The following is a 16,595-nucleotide window of genomic DNA, read 5'->3' as shown; positions in this document are numbered from 1 at the left end:
GGTAGACCTACTTTTTTTTACCATAAATTGCTACACTCTTTACCTCACAAACTTTTCAGCGTGCTTTGTCGCCCCGTCAGGTTGTTTGATAAGAGTGAACTTCAACAATTTAACTTTGATGACACTAAATTAGAATATAAGTTTTTGCATGACAGAGTACAACAAGCTGCTTATTCATTAATTTCTGACGAGCAAAAGCAAGCCACTCATCGCCAAATCGGTCAATTACTACTAAATAATACACCAACAGAGCAATTACTAGACAACATCTTTGATATTGTTAACCAACTTAATCTTGGCATTCCTGCTCAGAAACCCGGTTTCTCAGAGAAACCGGGTTTCTTCAAACAAGAAGAATTAGCGCAATTAAACTTAATAGCTGGACGTAAAGCCAAAGCTTCAGCAGCTTATGAACCGGCTGTTAAATATTTACGTATAGCGATGGAATTACTAACAAACAATAGTTGGTACACACAGTATGAATTAACGCTAAACTTACACAAAGAAAGAGCAGAAGTAGAATTGATCAATTATACATGAATAAAGCTTATTATTACTATCTCAAATGGGGCGCTACAGCTAAAGTTCAACAATTAGAATCGCTTTATCCCTACCTCCGTGTTAAAACAACAGACTCACTATCTAAAGACACTACCACTGGCTCAACTACTGGTAATTCTCAATCTTTTGATTTGTTAACGGTGGTGAAAGCATCCCAAGCACTTTCTTCTGAAATTGTTGTGGAAAATTTGCTAGAAAAACTCATGCATCTAGTACGCGAAAATGCAGGTGCTGAAAAAGTCATTTTTCTCGACAAACAAGATGAGCAATTATTTATAGAGGCTGCCCTCATCGGTGAAAACAACGTTACAGTCTGTCAATCTCTGCCTGTTACTAAATGTGATACGCTGCCAAAAAACCTGATTAACTATGTTAATCGTACCCAAACTCCTTTACTTTTAGATGATGCCACTCAAAATAAACAATTTAATTATGATTCATATATAGTAGAAAACAAACCAAAATCTATTCTCGTTCTGCCTATCATGCATCAAAGCACTATTGTCGGAATTTTATATTTAGAAAATAATCTGGCAACAGGTGCTTTTACTAAAGATAGGTTAGAAGTTTTGCAAGTCATTGCCTCTCAAGCTGCCATTTCTCTAGAAAATGCCCGTTTTTACAACACTTTGGAAAAACGAGTAGCGCAAAGAACTCAGGAATTGCAAAATGCTCTCGAAGAATTACACCGCACACAATTACAAATGATTCAAAGTGAAAAAATGTCCAGTTTAGGACAATTAGTAGCTGGAATTGCTCATGAAATTAACAACCCTATTAGCTTTATTTATGGAAATTTAGCTCCTATTTCAGAATACGTCCAGTCTTTACTAGAATTAGTGGATATTTACTTAGAAAAAACTCCCACTCCTCTGCCAGAATTTATGGAAAAAGCAGAGGAGATAGATTTAGAGTATATTCGAGAAGATGTACCCAACCTCTTGAACTCATTGCGTACAGGTGCAGCTAGAATCCGAGATATCGTGCAAACATTACGCAATTTCTCTAGGTTAGATGAAGCTGTGATTAAAGATGTTGAGCTTCACGAAGGAATAGAAAATACCTTAATGATTCTGCAACAAAGGCTAGGAGAAATTCAAGTTGTTAAGGAATACGATCGCTTGCCCAAGGTAGAGTTTTACGCTGGAGAAATCAATCAAGTTTTTATGAGTTTACTCACAAATGCAATTGATGCTATAGAAGAGTCATTAGTACAAGACAAAGGACAAATTCAGATTCGCACAGAATTGAGACAAGATAATCAAGTTGCTATTTGCATTGCTGACAATGGTGTAGGGATGACAGAAGAAGTGAAAAGTAAAATTTTTGATCCTTTCTTTACTACTAAACCAATAGGCAAAGCGAATGGTTTGGGATTGTCAATCAGTTACCAAATTGTAGTAGAAAAGCATGGTGGTAATTTAATGTGTCAATCTGTACCAGGAGAAGGTACAGAATTTACTATCTTGCTACCCTATTCCTGACAAAACCATTTGGGGAATTAACACCTCAGCGTTTGATTGTCCAATTCCCAAAAATGTTCCATCTTCATGGTACACTCGCAACATTCCCAATACATCAATTACAGCAACACGCTGTCCTTGACACCATTTCTGAGCGGTTTGTGCTGGTAAAGTCACAGATGGTAGATGCTGTAATGCCGCATCTGCGGGAATGAGTTGGAAGGTTCCAGCTTGCAGTTGTGTTTCTAAATCGGTAAGGGTAAGGCTAGAAGCTAGGTGGAACCCGCTACTTTGAGTACGTTTTAAAGCGGCGAGAGTACCACCAGTTTCTAAGATAGTTCCTAAGTCACGAGCGATCGCTCTTATATATGTACCAGCACCGCAAACGATTGCCACATCTAATTCCGGAAAATCTCCGGCACGCCAATCCAAAACTTCGATTTGAAAAATTTCTACTATCCTCACTGGGGCTTCTACGATTTCGCCTTTACGTGCTAAGTCGTACAAGCGTTTTCCCTCGACTTGTATGGCGCTGTAACTAGGTGGGATTTGTTCAATTTTGCCTTGAAATTTTGGTAGCGCACTTTCTACCACTGCTAAACTTAACTCCGGGCAAGGTTGAGAAGCAATGATTTCGCCTTGCAAGTCATCAGTTGTGGTTTGCACTCCCAAACGAATTGTCGCTTGATAAGCTTTTTCACTAGGAAGATACTGTAATAGTCTTGTGGCTTTACCAACGGCGATAGGTAAAACCCCCGTTGCTGCTGGATCTAAAGTACCAGCATGTCCCACCCGTTTCAAGCGCAAGAGTTTTCGCACCCGCGCTACACAGTCATGGGAAGTCCAATTAAATGGTTTGTTGAGATTGAGGAATCCTTGCACGAGTTAGTTAAGTAGAGACGTTCCGACGGAACATCTGTACAATAGATTTTTTATTGCTGAATTCTGAATTCTGAATTCATAACCTCTAATACATAACTCATAACTCATCTTTTTTCAACTACCCGTGCTAATTCGCTTTTGTTTAAAGACTGGATGAGGCTTAATTCAAAAGATTTACTAGAGATAGCTTGGGCGTAAGCGGCGTTGAGGTAAGAAGCGTATTGTGGTTTGCTGGCAACGTAAGTTTCAAAGAAAGGTAAACTGAGAGAATTCATGTAACGACGTGCTTGACTGGGATCGTTTCCCACTACTTCTGAAGGTAATGCTACCTGCGCATTTGTACCTCTTGCTGTGCCTATTATAGAAAAATGGGTTCCACCAGAAAGCACTGCGAGATATTTTTGCGAGTTAGTAATCCAAGAGAAAGGCAATATTTGTTCGTATAATGCAGGTGCAATGGTATCGTCACTGCTGGCAACAATCATGACTGGAGTTTGAATTTGGCTCAAGCCTGATTTGCCAAAAATTGAACTGGTAAGTGGGTTAACTGCAATTACAGCTTTGACTCTTGTATCCTTTAAGTTAAATTCTTTGTTGTCGCTCAGTAATTCGAGTGCGCGACACTGGAGTAATAAGGATACATTCCAGGTTTGTTGCAGTGTGTTTGGTTGACAGTCTTTTTTTAGTTGTTCTGCGTTAATCTTTGCTCCTGCTAAGGCTAATGCTGTGTAGCCGCCAAAAGATTGACCAAATACTCCAACTTGCTGTAGATTTAAGCGATCGCGAAACTTTGCATCCGATTTGTTCCGCTCTGTGAGGGTGTCTAGTATGTATTTTATGTCTAATGGTCGATTGTAGAATTCTGAAGCTTGTACTATCTCATTAGCACGTCCACTTAAAAGCGATCGCAATTGTTTCGAGTCGCTACCTGGATGGTTGGGAACTATCGCCGCCAATCCATAAGAAGCAAGATGAGTAGCTAAATATTCATAGTTACTACTGTCTGAACCCAAGCCATGAGAAATGACGATGACAGACACTGGAGTACGAACTTTAGGAAGGTAAATATCTGTTAACAAATATCGTTTGCGTGCTTTGTCAAAAAGCTGTAGAGTCTGTTTTTCTATAGCAAATTGTCCTTTCAGGCGTAAATCTGGTAGTTGAAAGTTGAGTGGTGGTTGGATAGTTGCAGCTTCTGTATTTGACTTGCGCTCTATTGCGGCGATTGCTCGCTGGGTATCGTTAACCAGTTGATGCAGTTGAGCGGCTATTTCCATTGCCTTTGACAAATCAATGTAAAGACTTGCACCAGGATATTTATGCAACACATTTAATAGTGTTAACCCTTCTGGTTCTCTTGCCGCTAAAATGAGCGCTGAGCGTAGAGCATGAAATCCTGCTTTTGGTTGACGAGATTCTGTTTTAATTACTTCTTCCAACCGCCGCAGCAAAAATTCTCCTTGTGGGGTGTAGAGAAATTGCGATACTGCTACGTGATCGAGCTTAATTGGACTTAGTAAAACTCGTTGCAGTTGCTTTAATTGCTCTGGTTTAACGTACTGCATATAAGCAGCTAAATCTTCTTCAATTATACCTTTTTTGGCATAATTTTCTAAAGCATTTACGGAAATTGAGCGTTCAAAAGCGGTATAAGATGCATAAATTCGTTTTGCTGCTAGGGCGGAATTACTAATACTAAATATTGGCAGCATTGAGATAACTAGCAACAACGAATTGTTTTTTAGGATGCTAGTCCAACGAGCAAAAAAGCTGTTCATCACTTAATGCAAATATATTTTATTCATAGATGCGACTGTTGTGGTAGTGATGCTTGCACCCAAATAGTTGTAGTTGTTAAACGATGTCATCATAACCAAAAAAAAAATTACCTGCCTCAGTGTTTACGAATAAATAAAGAAGCAAGTAATTATATTTAAATCATTATAAATTAGGAGTGACGACGTTTACCTAACGCGATCGCAACTGAACCTACTACCACCGCAATTGCCCCTAATACACCTATGAAACCAAGGCGTTCTGGAGCTAACAAATTAGGTGCTAACACTGATACACACCAAACTGCTATTAAAGTAACAATGGGAGCTAAAGCTAGCACTGCACTTACTCTTGACGCTTCCCAATGTTCCAAAGATTCAGCAAAAGCACCATAAGCAACTAAAGTATTTAGACTACAAAACACCAATGTACCCAAATGGAAAGCATTAAGTGTAAAAATTGCTTTTGGAGTGGCAAAGGGAGTGAATAATAAAGCACATCCTCCATAAATTAACAGCATAATGCTCCCAGAAGATAAAGAGCGTAACAACTGCTTTTGTGCCAAAGCATAAATAGCCCAGGCTACGGCTCCGAGAATAGTCAAACCACTACCAAAAAGATATGTACCTCTTGCTGTAATTAAAGAAGCTAACTGTTCGTGGAAAAATAACGCCAAACCTAAGGTAAGTACACCTACGCTCATCCACTGTAGTAGCGTATAACGTTCTTTAAACACAACTAATCCGCCAAAGCTCATGAGCAAAGGTGCTAACTGAATAATCACTTCGGCATTAGTGGGTGAAGTTAGGGCTAAACCTTGCAAGAAAAGAATGTAATTACTAGCTAAGAAGATTGTGGCGCAAGCTAACAACTGCCAAGAAGTAGAGCGCAGTTGTTGCAGCGTAGGTAATTTTCCCCGCACTGCTAAAAAAATCGCCAACAACGCAAACGACATTACAAAGCGAAACCAAGTGACAGTGTAAACATCTAGTGCTTGTAGCGTCACCGCCAAAGCAATAGGTAGAATTCCCCATAAAAAAACGGTCAATAGCGATAATGCTAGACCTAAACGCCAACGACCGGAACTTTGATGCATCATTATAGAAGTCAGGAGACAGGAGTCAGGAGTTAAAAACTCAACTCATAAATATTTACAGCAGTTTTCCTTTAATTGAAATACACACAATTACATAATTGTAGGGGCGAACGGCTGTTCGCCCTGACAAATGTGTTCAATTTGAGTGAAAATTGTTGTCAGTAGTAGTAACTTTAATAGGTACGTAGTTGCGCGCTCGCGCGTTCGCCGTCAGGCGTTGCCGTTCGCGCAGCGTCTCCGCGATTGAGAAGGCTAGACAGCGCAACTACGTACCAAATAAGCAAGCCCCTGGAGGGAACCAAGAGTAATGAAAATTGCCTTGAAGCAATACCGGGATTTACTCGTTGACTACCTGTCACCCCAACTGAGTCGCATTGTCTGGTTAGCCATCACCCTCTTGGGCAGCATTGGCTTACAATTGCTCAACCCACAAATCCTGCGCTACTTTATTGACACAGCCGTTAACGGTGGTTCCCAGCAATCCTTATTTATTGCCGCTGTACTCTTTATTACTGTGGCGCTGGTTACTCAAATTCTAGCGGTAAGCGCTACATACTTAGGTGAAAATGTCGCTTGGGTAGCGACGAATGCACTACGGGCTGACTTGGTTGAACACTGTTTAAAATTAGACTTGTCTTTTCACAAATTGCAGACTCCTGGAGAGTTGGTTGAGCGAGTAGATGGGGATGTGGGCGCTCTTTCTCGGTTCTTTTCCCAATTTACAATCAACGTGTTAGGTAATGCAATTCTGCTATTAGGTGTGCTGGTGATTCTCTTGTACGAGGATTGGCGAGCTGGTTTGGGGCTAACATTTTTTACCATCACCGCGCTGCTGATTTTGGTTAAACTCCGTTCCAGAGCTGTTTCTTATTGGGTAGCCTATCGCCAAGTGGGGGCTGAGTTTTTTGGCTTTTTGGGTGAGCAACTAGCTGCTACTGAAGACATCAGGGGGCTGGGAGCTGTCAGCTATGTCATGCATCGCTTCTACGTGATTTTGCAACGCTGGCTGCCCACATACCATCAAGCACGCTTCGCTGAGACGATTCTTTGGGGAACAACAATCGGTTTGTTTGCGGCTCTTAATGCGATCGCCTTAGCTGTGAGCGCTTATCTGTGGAGTCAACATACAATTACTATCGGTACAGTATATCTCATTTTTTATTACAGTAACCTTCTCCAAAAACCGATTGAACAAATCCGAACACACTTAGAGGATCTACAGCAAGCACAAGCCAGTATTTACCGCATTAAAGAATTATTACAAGTCAAATCTAAACAAAGCCCTGGAGGAGATAAACAGTTGGCAGCAGGGGGACTATCTGTGGTTTTTGAGCATGTCTCATTTAGCTATGACAAAGCCCCTACTCTCCAAAATATCTCCTTCCATCTACCAGCAGGACAAGTTTTGGGACTGCTGGGGCGCACTGGTAGCGGAAAGACAACCTTAGCAAGGCTGTTGCTACGTCTGTACGATCCCCAACAGGGAAGCATCCGCTTGGGTGGTATGGCAATTGATTCTACACCCATGAGGGATTTGCGGCAGCGCGTGGGGCTGGTAACTCAGGACGTACAACTCTTTCAAACCACCGTGCGTAATAACTTGACATTTTTCAACAATCATGTTAAAGATGAACAAATCCAGGAAACATTGGAGTTGCTGGGACTATCTGAATGGTTGCAGTTATTGCCCAACGGGTTAGACACACAATTGGGTTCGGACAGTGGTGGACTTTCTGCGGGCGAGGCGCAGTTGCTAGCATTTGTCAGGATTTTTCTTAAAAATCCCGGTTTGGTAATTCTTGATGAAGCATCTTCCCGTCTCGATCCCACAACAGAGAAGCTGATAGAGTCTGCAGTGGACAAACTACTACAAGGGCGTACTGGGATCATCATCGCTCACCGCTTGGCGACAGTGCAACGGGCAGATCAAATCTTGATTTTAGAAAAGGGTGAGATTATCGAATACGGTGAGCGCGAAAACTTAGCCAACGATCCCAATTCCCGTTTTGCCAGGTTGTTGAAAACTGGTTTGACCGATGTGTTAGTTTGAATAGGGCAGTAGTTTAACTCGAGAGGCAGTTTAAGCAAGGCAGTAGAATTGTGGAATTATTCTAGGTTGCTAAACAAATCACCTAAATCTTCATAGTCATATGGTGGACGCTGGCGAATCGCAAGTATGGCAACTTGTTGGAATTCTTCATCAATCGCGTAGATAATACGCCAATCGTCCACTCGAATTCTTCGCGCTTCCCAGATTTCCATGTTGTCCAATTGGAGGGCAATACTGTTATGGAGACGAGGATTATCTTCCAAATCATCAATAATTTTCTTGATCCGTTGGCGAATAACTCCTGGTAGAGCTTTACGTTCTCGGTAGACGGCAGCAAGTAACCGGACTCGATACATTAAAAAGCCTCACTCGCTATCCCAAGTATCTTTTACAGCAGACCAATCTACCCAGTCTGAGTTGTCCGAATGCTCTCGTAAGCGCTGCAATTTAGGTAGAGCCGCTTTCACGATCGCTTTGTCTTCTTGATCCTCAATCCAATTCAACAAGGTTTCCCAAGCATTAATACTAAGCTGCACAGCAATCGGCTGACCGTTAGCATCTACAAGGAACTGAGCTGACTGCAATGCCTCAATTACTTTTGTCATAACTTTCCTCCATCTCTATTACAGCACATTAGACAAAGCCTGCTTAAAACTAGTAGCATCTTTAAAGTGAATTTCCGGTTTATCAACCAAAGCTTGGTCAATTAATTCTGCTAATTTTTTCGGAATCAAGGAATCGCGATCGCGTATCGGTACTGCGCTAGTTTTTACTAGACAAATGTACTTTTTTTACATAAAAATTATAAAACTATACATTATATATTTTATACAAACATGAGTAAGCAAAAACCCTTATCGTTATATTTATTTATGTTCAATCACCGAGATGCTGAAAATTGAGATTTTGCTGAGAAATATATAAGAACTTTCTAGACAAATTTTCAGTTTTCTATATGTCAATTCTTAATTATTAATAATTTTTCGATTAATTATTCAAGCAACAATCGATTTACAGTTCAAAGCAAAGGTGATAACGACACGATACAGGCAGACTAGAAGGGCGATTGTCTACCCTATCGCGGTTCTAGCGTCAACAAATGAAGAGGAAACATCTTAATGTTAGAAAATATTCGACAAATTAAGAATCCCATTCTCAGAAGTGCTGCTGCTGCAAGTCTCGCATTTTCAGTAGTTACCATCGTTTCTGGTGTGGCTATTGGATTAACCCATCCCAAAGATAAATCTGCTGCTCAAATCGGGGTTTATTCCTCGCTCTTGGGAACAGGCTGTGGTGCTATTTTTGGCTTATTTTTGACGAGTAAGGCTAGACTTGAATCAGTAACTACTGAGGTAAAATCTAATAGTAATGTCTGGAAAGATTGGCGAAACTTTGTAGTTGTTCGCAAGGTTAAAGAAAGCGAGGAAATTACCTCTTTCTACTTGCAGCCAGAGGATAAAAGCGAAATTCCTAACTTTCAACCGGGTCAATTTTTAACTATCAAATTGGATATTCCCGGAAAAGATCAACCTGTCATTCGCACCTACTCGCTTTCTGATTATTCTGAACCTTGTACATATTATCGCCTCTCAATTAAGCGAGAAGGTCCCAACGGTTTAGATGTATCGCCTGGTGTAGCGTCTAACTTTATGCACGATTATATTAATGAAGGTTTGGTAATTTCAGCAAAACCACCAAACGGCAAGTTTGTTTTGGATGTCAAAAAGTCTACCCCTGCGGTGCTGATTAGCAATGGGGTTGGAATTACTCCCATGATTAGTATGGCAAAAGCCATTACTCTTCTCAATCGCGATTGCCCGATTTGGTTTTTGCATGGCGCTAGGGATGGTAAATTCCATGCTTTCCGTGATGAGGTGAAACAGTTAGCCCAACAAAATCCTAAACTGAATGTGCATTATTGCTACAGCCGTCCTACTTCAGAAGATGAGGGACACTACCACAGTATTGGTTATGTCGATGCTGCTCTGATTAAAAGGTTAGTTAGACAAGAAGCTGAGTATTTCCTGTGTGGTTCTCCATCCTTTATGGAGTCTATTATGCAAGGACTCAAGGAATCGGGAGTGCCTGAAAGTAGAGTCTTCTTTGAATCTTTCGGTAAACCGAAAGGTGCATCTGAAAACCAACAAAGAGTAGCAACTGTAGGTGAGGGAGAAGAAGTTGCAGAGATTGTTTTTGCCAAATCTGGCAAAACTCTGAATTGGAACAAGAGCGATGGTAGTATTTTGGAATTTGCCGAGGCGAATGATATTAATCCGGACTTTAGTTGTCGTGTCGGTGTCTGCGGAACTTGTATGTGTAAAATCACTGCTGGTGAGATTGATTATCAGGAAGAACCAACTGCTACGGTAGAAGATGGTTCAGTGTTAATCTGTATTTCTCAACCAAGAACCTCAAGAGTTGTCCTCGACATTTAATACCAATTCTCGCGCGTCGCAAACAGATTCAGACCCCAAAACCCTGTCTATACCCTACCTTGATAATTACAAATTATGAATTATGAATTGGTATAATTGCTTCTAAAAAACAGTGCAAATTTACTGTACACTTATAACTTGTCCCATTGGCTACGCATTTTAACATGAACTTTCGTAAGATTGCCCCTACTTAGGACAAGTTAGCTATAAAAATAACTTATCGATAACAGACGCGCCGTGTTACTATTCTAGGGGGTATGTAGCGTCCTCTGTAATAACGTCCTGGAATACGAACTCGTCTAATAACGCATCTTCTTCCCCTATATGGTCTTGTTCTTGCCTGTGCAATAATTAGCGGAGATTCTAATTGAGCGGGAGTTTCAGCCCTTAAAGGAATGAGAGCGTCCGGTATTACTATAAGAGAAACTCCCACGAGGAAAGCAGCTATTTTTTTCATTCACTTAACTCCTATTCTTAATAGAATTATAAAATAAAAGAATAACCTCACTGCGCATAAAGTCGTAACTCTTTAATTTGCGCTACAGGTGGGCAAAGAGTGCGATCGCACTCTTTAATACGCTTTAATTTAATTGCGCGACATAGTTGCAGTACCCTTCGAGAGGTTTTGATGGCAGCGATAAAAAAGGTATCTGCCTGGAAATTATTATGGCGCATGATGTGCTATAATCCAAGGCTTTACTTAATTGACAGCTTTTTCTGGATCTTAATCATGGGCTTGCCTGCCGTACCAGGCTTGGTTATCCGTGAATTTTTCAACACTCTAACGGGTAAATCCCAACTGGGCTTATCTCCTTGGACATTAATTGCAGTGTTACTGAGCATAGGTTTGGGACAAGTAGTCGTTTTATTTGGGGGTCGTTTTACCAAAACTCAGCACCGTTTCACTATGAGTTCATTGCTGCGGCGCAATCTTTTGGAGAGCATCTTAAACCGTCCTGGAGCTATGCCTCTATCAACTGATGAGAGTGGCAAAACCGTATCGCCGGGTGAAGTGATGAGCTACTTCCGTGATGATGCCCAGCAGGTAGAAAACAACGTTGCCTTTGTAGGAGAAAATATCGGCGCGGGATTGTTTGCCTTTGGTTCTGTTGCAATTCTACTAACCATCAATGTCTGGATGACAATCTTCGTCTTCCTGCCCCTAGTTGTCATGGTAGCAGTCATTCAGCAGGCGCAAAAGCGAATCAAACGGTATCGGCAAGCCAGTCGTCAAGCTACTGAACAGGTTACAGGCATAATCGGCGAGATATTTAGCTCTGTGCAAGCCATTAAGGTGGCAGGAGCGGAAAAAGAAGTAATTGACTATTTCCGCCAAGTCAACGAACAACGCCGCCAGATGATGCTCAAGGATCAATTGCTCACCTCAGTCCTAAATTCTAGCTTTGAAAATATGGTGAGTATTGGGACGGGTTTGATTTTGCTTTTGGCGGCAAACGAGATGCAGGGTGATGTGGGCAAGCTCACAGTAGGTGACTTTGCCTTTTTTGTCTACAATCTATCTTTTATCACCTTCTTTATCAAATTCTTTGGTCTTTTCCTGGCGGTGTCTAAGCAGACTGAAGTTTCCTTTGAGCGGATGGAAGCTCTACTGTCTGGGGTGAAAGCGGAAACTTTGGTAGCACACAATCACCTTTATCTTAATGTCTTAGGCGATCGCAAACTGGAATTACCAAAGGTGAACCAACCACGGTGGAATCAGAGCGATCGCCTGCACGAGCTAACTGTCTCTAACCTAACTTATCATTATCCCGATACCGACCGGGGGATAACTGATGTGAACCTAAAAATTGCGCGGGGCAGTTTTACAGTTATCACCGGTCGCATCGGCTCTGGTAAAACAACCCTACTCCGCTTGTTGCTGGGGTTGTTGCCGATGCAAGCGGGAGCGATATACTGGAATGGCTACAAAGTCGATGATCCTGCCAACTTCTTCGTTCCTCCCCGGAGCGCATATACTCCTCAAATCCCAGAACTTTTTAGCTATTCGCTGCTGGAAAATATCCTACTCGGACTCGATCAACATTCTGTTGACTTAGCAAAAGCGATTGAACTAGCAGTGTTTGAAAGGGATGTAGCAGCTATGCCGGAGGGACTATTGACATTACTGGGACCTAAGGGCGTGCGACTATCGGGAGGGCAATTACAAAGGGCAGCGGCAGCGCGGATGTTTGTGCGCTTTCCAGAATTGTTAGTCTTTGACGATCTTTCCAGTGCTTTGGATGTAGAAACTGAACAAAAATTATGGTCGCGCATATTCGCAGCAAGAAACTCTAGAATCTTAAAAGACGCAACCGGAACTCCTTGGACACCAACTTGTCTTGTTGTTTCTCACCGTCCTTGGGTTTTGCGTCGCGCCGACCAAGTCATCGTTCTGAAAAAAGGTAGAATAGAAGCACAAGGCAAATTCGATGATTTGCGCAAAACCTGTAAAGTCTTATAATTGCGAATTGCAGCTACCTGCTCATGGCAAATATTTGTTCAGCCGTAAGGGGCAGATTGGGAAACAACTTGGATTCAATTCGCTCTTGCCCTCTAAATGTCTTACCTGGTAAGTATTCACCATCCTCAAGTTGATAAATCGTAATTGTCGGTTGCTTGGGCGAACCGATGTAGCGAATTCCTCCATAAGCAGCGTAATCTACAATCCAATATTCCCAAACGCCCAAATCCTCGTACTCAGCGAGTTTTGTCAGATAGTCGTCTTTCCAATTATTGCTGACTACCTCGATAATTCCTGGAGGCGGAATGTAAGCAGCGGCAGAACTAGAGCTACCTTTCATTCGTTGCCACTCAACTTTGGCAAAAATCACAATATCGGCTTTGCGGCTTTTTTCCTTTTCTCCTGGTTCTACCTTTAACCGAACCTGCTTGGATTGCCGGGAAACATATGGTAAATCTAACTCTTGACAGTGAGTTTCAAGGTAGGAGCAAAGACGCTCTATTAAATCCTCATGATTCGCATTTGGTTCAGATAATGGCACGGGAACTCCATCGATTAATTCAAACTCCCTACCTGAACCATCATCCCAGGTGAGGAACTCGGCAAAAGTCAGTGGCTGGGTAATTGCTGCGTACATGGCGATCGCTGATCACATCTAACTTTTGAATGTTCTTGGAAGCTATGCTATCAATTTTACCTGCGCTCAACATTCGATCCCAAATCCAATAGCCCAAAAACTTTTCAATTTGCTGAATTTGATAGTATTAACCCAAAGGAACAATCGCAGTCAATACTCCTATTTGCACTTGACACTATGGCAAAGCGTAAGAAAAGCAATCTTCAGTGGATAAAAAAAACGCTTGAACTAAAACCCGATCATCGCTGGGAATCTCCATCAGGCTATAAGATTTTTGTAGCAGATCGAGGGGCTGTTCGCTTCAATGTACCCCAGAATTGGGTTTTTGAGCCACAAGAAAAATCATTCAAGTTCATGGATCGAAAACCGCCTGACGATGATTGTTGTCTAGAAGTATCTTTCAATCACCTGCCTCCTAACGACTGGAGTACATTCCCTCTGGCATCCACTTTAAAGAAAGTACTGGAAAATGACAGTCGCAACCCAATTGCTAAGGGAGAAGTCATCACCGTCAAGCGCCAAACTGCCCGAATCGTCTGGGCAGAGATTAAGTTTATCGACACCCAGCAAGAGCCAAGGGAAGCTTTTTCGCGGACTTGCATTGCCTTGGGATCTAATATTCAATGTTTAATTACATTCGATTATTGGGCAGATCAAGCAGAACAGCTCATACCCGTGTGGGATGAAGTGATCCGCAGTTTAACACTAGGGCTATACATCCGCAACCCAATGACTGGTGAAGCCTTCCCAGACTAATAACTTCATCCGCCCCAGCGGGGCGTTTGTACGAAAATTTGTCGGCATAGTCCGAAATACTGAAACATGGGTTTGTAGCTAGTGCGTGTATGTGAAACAGTGTGCAAATAATCCTTTTTAGCAGCGTTTTTTTAGTAACATACTACCTATAGCAGTCCTAAATGATTTGTAAATACAAGTCTTTCTTTTCTTGGCGTTCTTGGCGTCTTGGCGGTTCATAACTCAATTAGGATTGCTATAGCGCCTACTTTCCTTGAGGTTTTTTTGTGCATATTCATATTCCCGTCTCAAAATTATCAAATGCTCGGCTGAAAAATGATTTGAACCTATAAGGTCAGATAGAATAAATTTTGCTATTTCGAGATTTTCAATTTCAGATATTCTGACATAATCATGCACACTAGGAGTCTGTTCTGCCAACCAAGATAATTCTTGACTAAAAATTTCAAATTTTTGAGGGCTAACGTAAAGTACGACTTTGATTTCTGTCAAACTATCCAATTTCGCCTCTTCTGAAACCAACGGTAGAGTAATCAGTTCCTGTTGTTCCTTAATGTGTGAATTTGGTGTGACAGTGTAATCTGAAAGTGCTATAGTAAAAAGTCTTGCTTCGAGTTTTGAAGTAACCTCATCAACATTTTCTGGTAAAATAGGAGGCCAATTATCTACAGTTCTTTCAAATGGTACAAACATTACAGTTACCAAAAAATTCAGGGTTACAGAGTAGATTCCCCGGTAAAGCTCGGCTACTTCCGGTGATTCTTCCCAAATTTGATGTCTAACTGAGACAGTAAAGTCACTTAAGAGCGATGGTTTCATTGTTTGCTTGGATTGAGAGGTGATCGATGGTGTAGTCTCTTCAGTCATTAAGGATTGAGAGGGTATAGTTTCCTTTACAATAAAAATTTAATTTTTTATTAAGTATTTATTAAAATTATTTTTATCTAAAGGCTCAGTTATAATATTGTTTCTTCCAATTAGCTGACTTAAAACTAAAATAGCTGCTTGGTGGTAATTTTTACCTCCATTTGATGCTGAGTAATACTCTAAAACATAAGTTAAAATATTGTTTTCAAAAAAATCAATAGCAGTTTTTAACACACATCCTTCAGTATCAATTCCACAAATAAATACTGTCTGAATATTCCTTTTTCTTATAAAACTAAGAGTTTCTTCATTACAACCAGTATATACAGTTTTATCAAAAATTACTTGAGCAAATGGTTCAATTTCATCAACAATTTTTTGTTCTGTTTCTGAAAAAAGTCCATGCCAATTTAGATATTTTACATAAGGACTATCAAGGGTATTTATAAATCTTGTGAACACAACGTATTCAAATATATTTTGCTCTAGTAGAGACTTAACCGTTTGGGGAATATGACTTGTATTTTGAGCTATAAATCCATTTTGAATATCAATGATAAATAGGCACAAGTTCATAAAGACTTCCTTGGAAATTACCGACACAATTATTCCCCAGGCAATTATGAGAGTGATGGCACTCGATGACCACGCCAACGTAAAATGAGTACTTTCTTGATCAAGATGAATTTGTAGTTGCACAAATAGCACGTCAAAAATATCCCAATCGCAAGCTGCATGTTTTCCGCATTAATGAAACGGGAGCCTACGGTACGATTTGATTGTCTGTTTTTTGGTTATGTTTGCCGATCAATTTAACTATTGTTCTATTTCTTCTCGCTCCATTAAGTCTTGTATTTGTGGTATTAGCAATGGAAGGCTGTTTTGGATAGCATTCCAAATTATCTCCAAGTCCACTTGGAAATATTCGTGAGTCATGACATTGCGCATATTCCCCATCAAACGCCAAGGTATTTCTGGATAACGGGATCTAATTTCAACTGGGATATTTCTGGTAGCTTCGCCGATAATTACAAAGTCATAAAGTACAGCTTTTGCAATTGTCTCATTATCTTGGAAGTCTTCAAAAGTCATGCTAGCTGTACGCTCTATAATTACTGTAGCGGATTTGAGAATATCTTGAATACGAAGAGGCCATTCTCTAGATGGCACGGATTGCCTCCTTAAGAATAGGTTCCCGCAAATGTTCCCTCAAAGCTTGTGGTCTTCCTATATCCACAGAATGCCCTAAGATATCCTCTAAATATAGCTGGACTTGGTTAAACTCAAATAGTCCCACCGGGCGATCAAACTCTACCAAGAAATCTACATCACTATCTGGACGTGCTTCATCCCGTGCCACTGAGCCAAATAAATCTAAAGACTTCACTCCCATTGCTTGCAATTGCTCTCGATGCGCTGCGACAATTGCTAAAACTTCATCTTTCTTCATAATTTCTCTTTCCTATCTAGTTTTGTACCTCAATTAGCATATGTTTGTTTGTAAGATAGCACAGTCATGCCTACCTGACTGTTAGTCACGAAAGCTGTAGTACTTGATGCAGGGTTTGAATTTTTGCAGTAAACTTTTGTCTAAGTACTACAGGGTTTACC

The 16,595-nt window shown here is 40.9% G+C and carries 17 protein-coding genes; 6 read left to right on the top strand and 11 right to left on the bottom strand.

Features of this window, described 5'->3' with window-relative positions; translation table 11 throughout:
* Window positions 1–60 precede the first annotated feature (60 nt).
* A complete protein-coding gene (locus tag ICL16_RS44420) occupies window positions 61–540 on the top strand; it encodes a hypothetical protein (protein WP_190839125.1) in 480 nt (159 codons plus the stop codon).
* The gene (locus tag ICL16_RS44415) at window positions 537–2,045 is read left to right on the top strand and encodes an ATP-binding protein (RefSeq protein WP_190839123.1); all 1,509 of its coding nucleotides are present in this window, start codon (window positions 537–539) and stop codon (window positions 2,043–2,045) included. The genes ICL16_RS44420 and ICL16_RS44415 overlap by 4 nt, the downstream gene beginning before the upstream one ends.
* Here the strand turns inward: ICL16_RS44415 and truB are convergent.
* The 3 genes from truB to ICL16_RS44400 form a co-directional block, all read right to left on the bottom strand.
* On the bottom strand, window positions 2,031–2,906 hold the full coding sequence (gene truB, locus ICL16_RS44410; protein WP_190839120.1) for a tRNA pseudouridine(55) synthase TruB: 876 nt from the start codon (window positions 2,904–2,906) through the stop codon (window positions 2,031–2,033). The genes ICL16_RS44415 and truB overlap by 15 nt on opposite strands.
* A 104-nt stretch (window positions 2,907–3,010) precedes the next feature.
* Window positions 3,011–4,684, bottom strand: coding sequence for an alpha/beta hydrolase (locus ICL16_RS44405; protein ID WP_190839117.1), 1,674 nt, complete (start codon window positions 4,682–4,684; stop codon window positions 3,011–3,013).
* A gap of 170 nt (window positions 4,685–4,854) precedes the next feature.
* Window positions 4,855–5,778: a DMT family transporter gene (locus ICL16_RS44400; RefSeq protein WP_190839267.1), complete on the bottom strand. Its 924-nt coding sequence runs from the start codon at window positions 5,776–5,778 to the stop codon at window positions 4,855–4,857.
* Window positions 5,779–6,085: 307 nt separating this feature from the next.
* On the opposite strand from ICL16_RS44400, the gene ICL16_RS44395 reads away from it, so the two are divergent.
* Window positions 6,086–7,828: an ABC transporter ATP-binding protein gene (locus ICL16_RS44395; RefSeq protein ID WP_190839115.1), complete on the top strand. Its 1,743-nt coding sequence runs from the start codon at window positions 6,086–6,088 to the stop codon at window positions 7,826–7,828.
* Between the two features lie 56 nt (window positions 7,829–7,884).
* Here ICL16_RS44395 and ICL16_RS44390 read toward each other — a convergent pair whose 3' ends face one another.
* Window positions 7,885–8,184, bottom strand: a complete 300-nt coding sequence (locus ICL16_RS44390) for a type II toxin-antitoxin system RelE family toxin (RefSeq protein WP_190839113.1) — start codon at window positions 8,182–8,184, stop codon at window positions 7,885–7,887.
* Between the two features lie 9 nt (window positions 8,185–8,193).
* Complete coding sequence (locus tag ICL16_RS44385) at window positions 8,194–8,433, bottom strand: hypothetical protein (protein WP_190839111.1); 240 nt, start codon at window positions 8,431–8,433, stop codon at window positions 8,194–8,196.
* A 513-nt stretch (window positions 8,434–8,946) separates the two neighbouring features.
* Between ICL16_RS44385 and ICL16_RS44380 the strand changes: the two genes are divergently transcribed.
* Window positions 8,947–10,263: a 2Fe-2S iron-sulfur cluster-binding protein gene (locus ICL16_RS44380; protein ID WP_190839109.1), complete on the top strand. Its 1,317-nt coding sequence runs from the start codon at window positions 8,947–8,949 to the stop codon at window positions 10,261–10,263.
* 504 nt (window positions 10,264–10,767) lie between these two features.
* Here the strand turns inward: ICL16_RS44380 and ICL16_RS44375 are convergent.
* A complete protein-coding gene (locus ICL16_RS44375) occupies window positions 10,768–10,938 on the bottom strand; it encodes a hypothetical protein (RefSeq protein ID WP_190839289.1) in 171 nt (56 codons plus the stop codon).
* Window positions 10,939–10,993: 55 nt separating this feature from the next.
* Here ICL16_RS44375 and ICL16_RS44370 point away from each other — a divergent pair, with 55 nt between their 5' ends.
* Window positions 10,994–12,724: an ABC transporter ATP-binding protein gene (locus ICL16_RS44370; RefSeq protein WP_337907238.1), complete on the top strand. Its 1,731-nt coding sequence runs from the start codon at window positions 10,994–10,996 to the stop codon at window positions 12,722–12,724.
* A gap of 13 nt (window positions 12,725–12,737) precedes the next feature.
* Here the strand turns inward: ICL16_RS44370 and ICL16_RS44365 are convergent, their stop codons facing one another.
* Complete coding sequence (locus tag ICL16_RS44365; RefSeq protein WP_190839105.1) at window positions 12,738–13,361, bottom strand: Uma2 family endonuclease; 624 nt, start codon at window positions 13,359–13,361, stop codon at window positions 12,738–12,740.
* Between the two features lie 177 nt (window positions 13,362–13,538).
* Between ICL16_RS44365 and ICL16_RS44360 the strand changes: the two genes are divergently transcribed.
* The gene (locus ICL16_RS44360; protein WP_190839103.1) at window positions 13,539–14,117 is read left to right on the top strand and encodes a hypothetical protein; all 579 of its coding nucleotides are present in this window, start codon (window positions 13,539–13,541) and stop codon (window positions 14,115–14,117) included.
* A gap of 222 nt (window positions 14,118–14,339) precedes the next feature.
* On the opposite strand, the gene ICL16_RS44355 is transcribed toward ICL16_RS44360, so the two are convergent.
* From ICL16_RS44355 to ICL16_RS44340, 4 genes are all read right to left on the bottom strand, one after another.
* Complete coding sequence (locus ICL16_RS44355) at window positions 14,340–14,936, bottom strand: hypothetical protein (RefSeq protein WP_190839101.1); 597 nt, start codon at window positions 14,934–14,936, stop codon at window positions 14,340–14,342.
* Between the two features lie 87 nt (window positions 14,937–15,023).
* Window positions 15,024–15,683 (bottom strand): isochorismatase family protein, encoded by a 660-nt coding sequence (locus ICL16_RS44350; protein ID WP_190839099.1) that lies wholly within the window; start codon window positions 15,681–15,683, stop codon window positions 15,024–15,026.
* 117 nt (window positions 15,684–15,800) lie between these two features.
* Window positions 15,801–16,154 carry a HepT-like ribonuclease domain-containing protein gene (locus ICL16_RS44345; RefSeq protein ID WP_190839097.1) on the bottom strand — a complete coding sequence of 118 codons (354 nt, stop codon included), beginning with the start codon at window positions 16,152–16,154 and terminating at the stop codon, window positions 15,801–15,803.
* Window positions 16,144–16,434 carry a nucleotidyltransferase family protein gene (locus tag ICL16_RS44340; RefSeq protein WP_190839096.1) on the bottom strand — a complete coding sequence of 97 codons (291 nt, stop codon included), beginning with the start codon at window positions 16,432–16,434 and terminating at the stop codon, window positions 16,144–16,146. The genes ICL16_RS44345 and ICL16_RS44340 overlap by 11 nt, the downstream gene beginning before the upstream one ends.
* Between the last annotated feature and the right edge of the window lie 161 nt (window positions 16,435–16,595).

It is taken from the genome of Iningainema tapete BLCC-T55, from assembly GCF_014698965.1.
In the GTDB taxonomy this organism is placed as follows: Bacteria; Cyanobacteriota; Cyanobacteriia; order Cyanobacteriales; family Nostocaceae; genus Iningainema; species Iningainema tapete.
This window is presented reverse-complemented; position numbering and strand designations above follow the sequence as displayed.

What these genes read in the sequence shown, in the direction of transcription:
- ICL16_RS44380 (WP_190839109.1), top strand. Translation starts at nt 8,947, where the DNA reads ATGTTAGAAAATATTCGACAAATTAAGAATCCCATTCTCAGAAGTGCT.
- ICL16_RS44415 (WP_190839123.1), top strand. Translation starts at nt 537, where the DNA reads ATGAATAAAGCTTATTATTACTATCTCAAATGGGGCGCTACAGCTAAA.
- ICL16_RS44355 (WP_190839101.1), bottom strand. Translation starts at nt 14,936, where the DNA reads ATGAAACCATCGCTCTTAAGTGACTTTACTGTCTCAGTTAGACATCAA.
- ICL16_RS44375 (WP_190839289.1), bottom strand. Translation starts at nt 10,938, where the DNA reads ATGCGCCATAATAATTTCCAGGCAGATACCTTTTTTATCGCTGCCATC.
- ICL16_RS44390 (WP_190839113.1), bottom strand. Translation starts at nt 8,184, where the DNA reads ATGTATCGAGTCCGGTTACTTGCTGCCGTCTACCGAGAACGTAAAGCT.
- ICL16_RS44370 (WP_337907238.1), top strand. Translation starts at nt 10,994, where the DNA reads ATGGGCTTGCCTGCCGTACCAGGCTTGGTTATCCGTGAATTTTTCAAC.
- ICL16_RS44395 (WP_190839115.1), top strand. Translation starts at nt 6,086, where the DNA reads ATGAAAATTGCCTTGAAGCAATACCGGGATTTACTCGTTGACTACCTG.
- ICL16_RS44405 (WP_190839117.1), bottom strand. Translation starts at nt 4,684, where the DNA reads ATGAACAGCTTTTTTGCTCGTTGGACTAGCATCCTAAAAAACAATTCG.
- ICL16_RS44385 (WP_190839111.1), bottom strand. Translation starts at nt 8,433, where the DNA reads ATGACAAAAGTAATTGAGGCATTGCAGTCAGCTCAGTTCCTTGTAGAT.
- ICL16_RS44360 (WP_190839103.1), top strand. Translation starts at nt 13,539, where the DNA reads ATGGCAAAGCGTAAGAAAAGCAATCTTCAGTGGATAAAAAAAACGCTT.
- ICL16_RS44400 (WP_190839267.1), bottom strand. Translation starts at nt 5,778, where the DNA reads ATGCATCAAAGTTCCGGTCGTTGGCGTTTAGGTCTAGCATTATCGCTA.
- ICL16_RS44365 (WP_190839105.1), bottom strand. Translation starts at nt 13,361, where the DNA reads ATGTACGCAGCAATTACCCAGCCACTGACTTTTGCCGAGTTCCTCACC.
- ICL16_RS44340 (WP_190839096.1), bottom strand. Translation starts at nt 16,434, where the DNA reads ATGAAGAAAGATGAAGTTTTAGCAATTGTCGCAGCGCATCGAGAGCAA.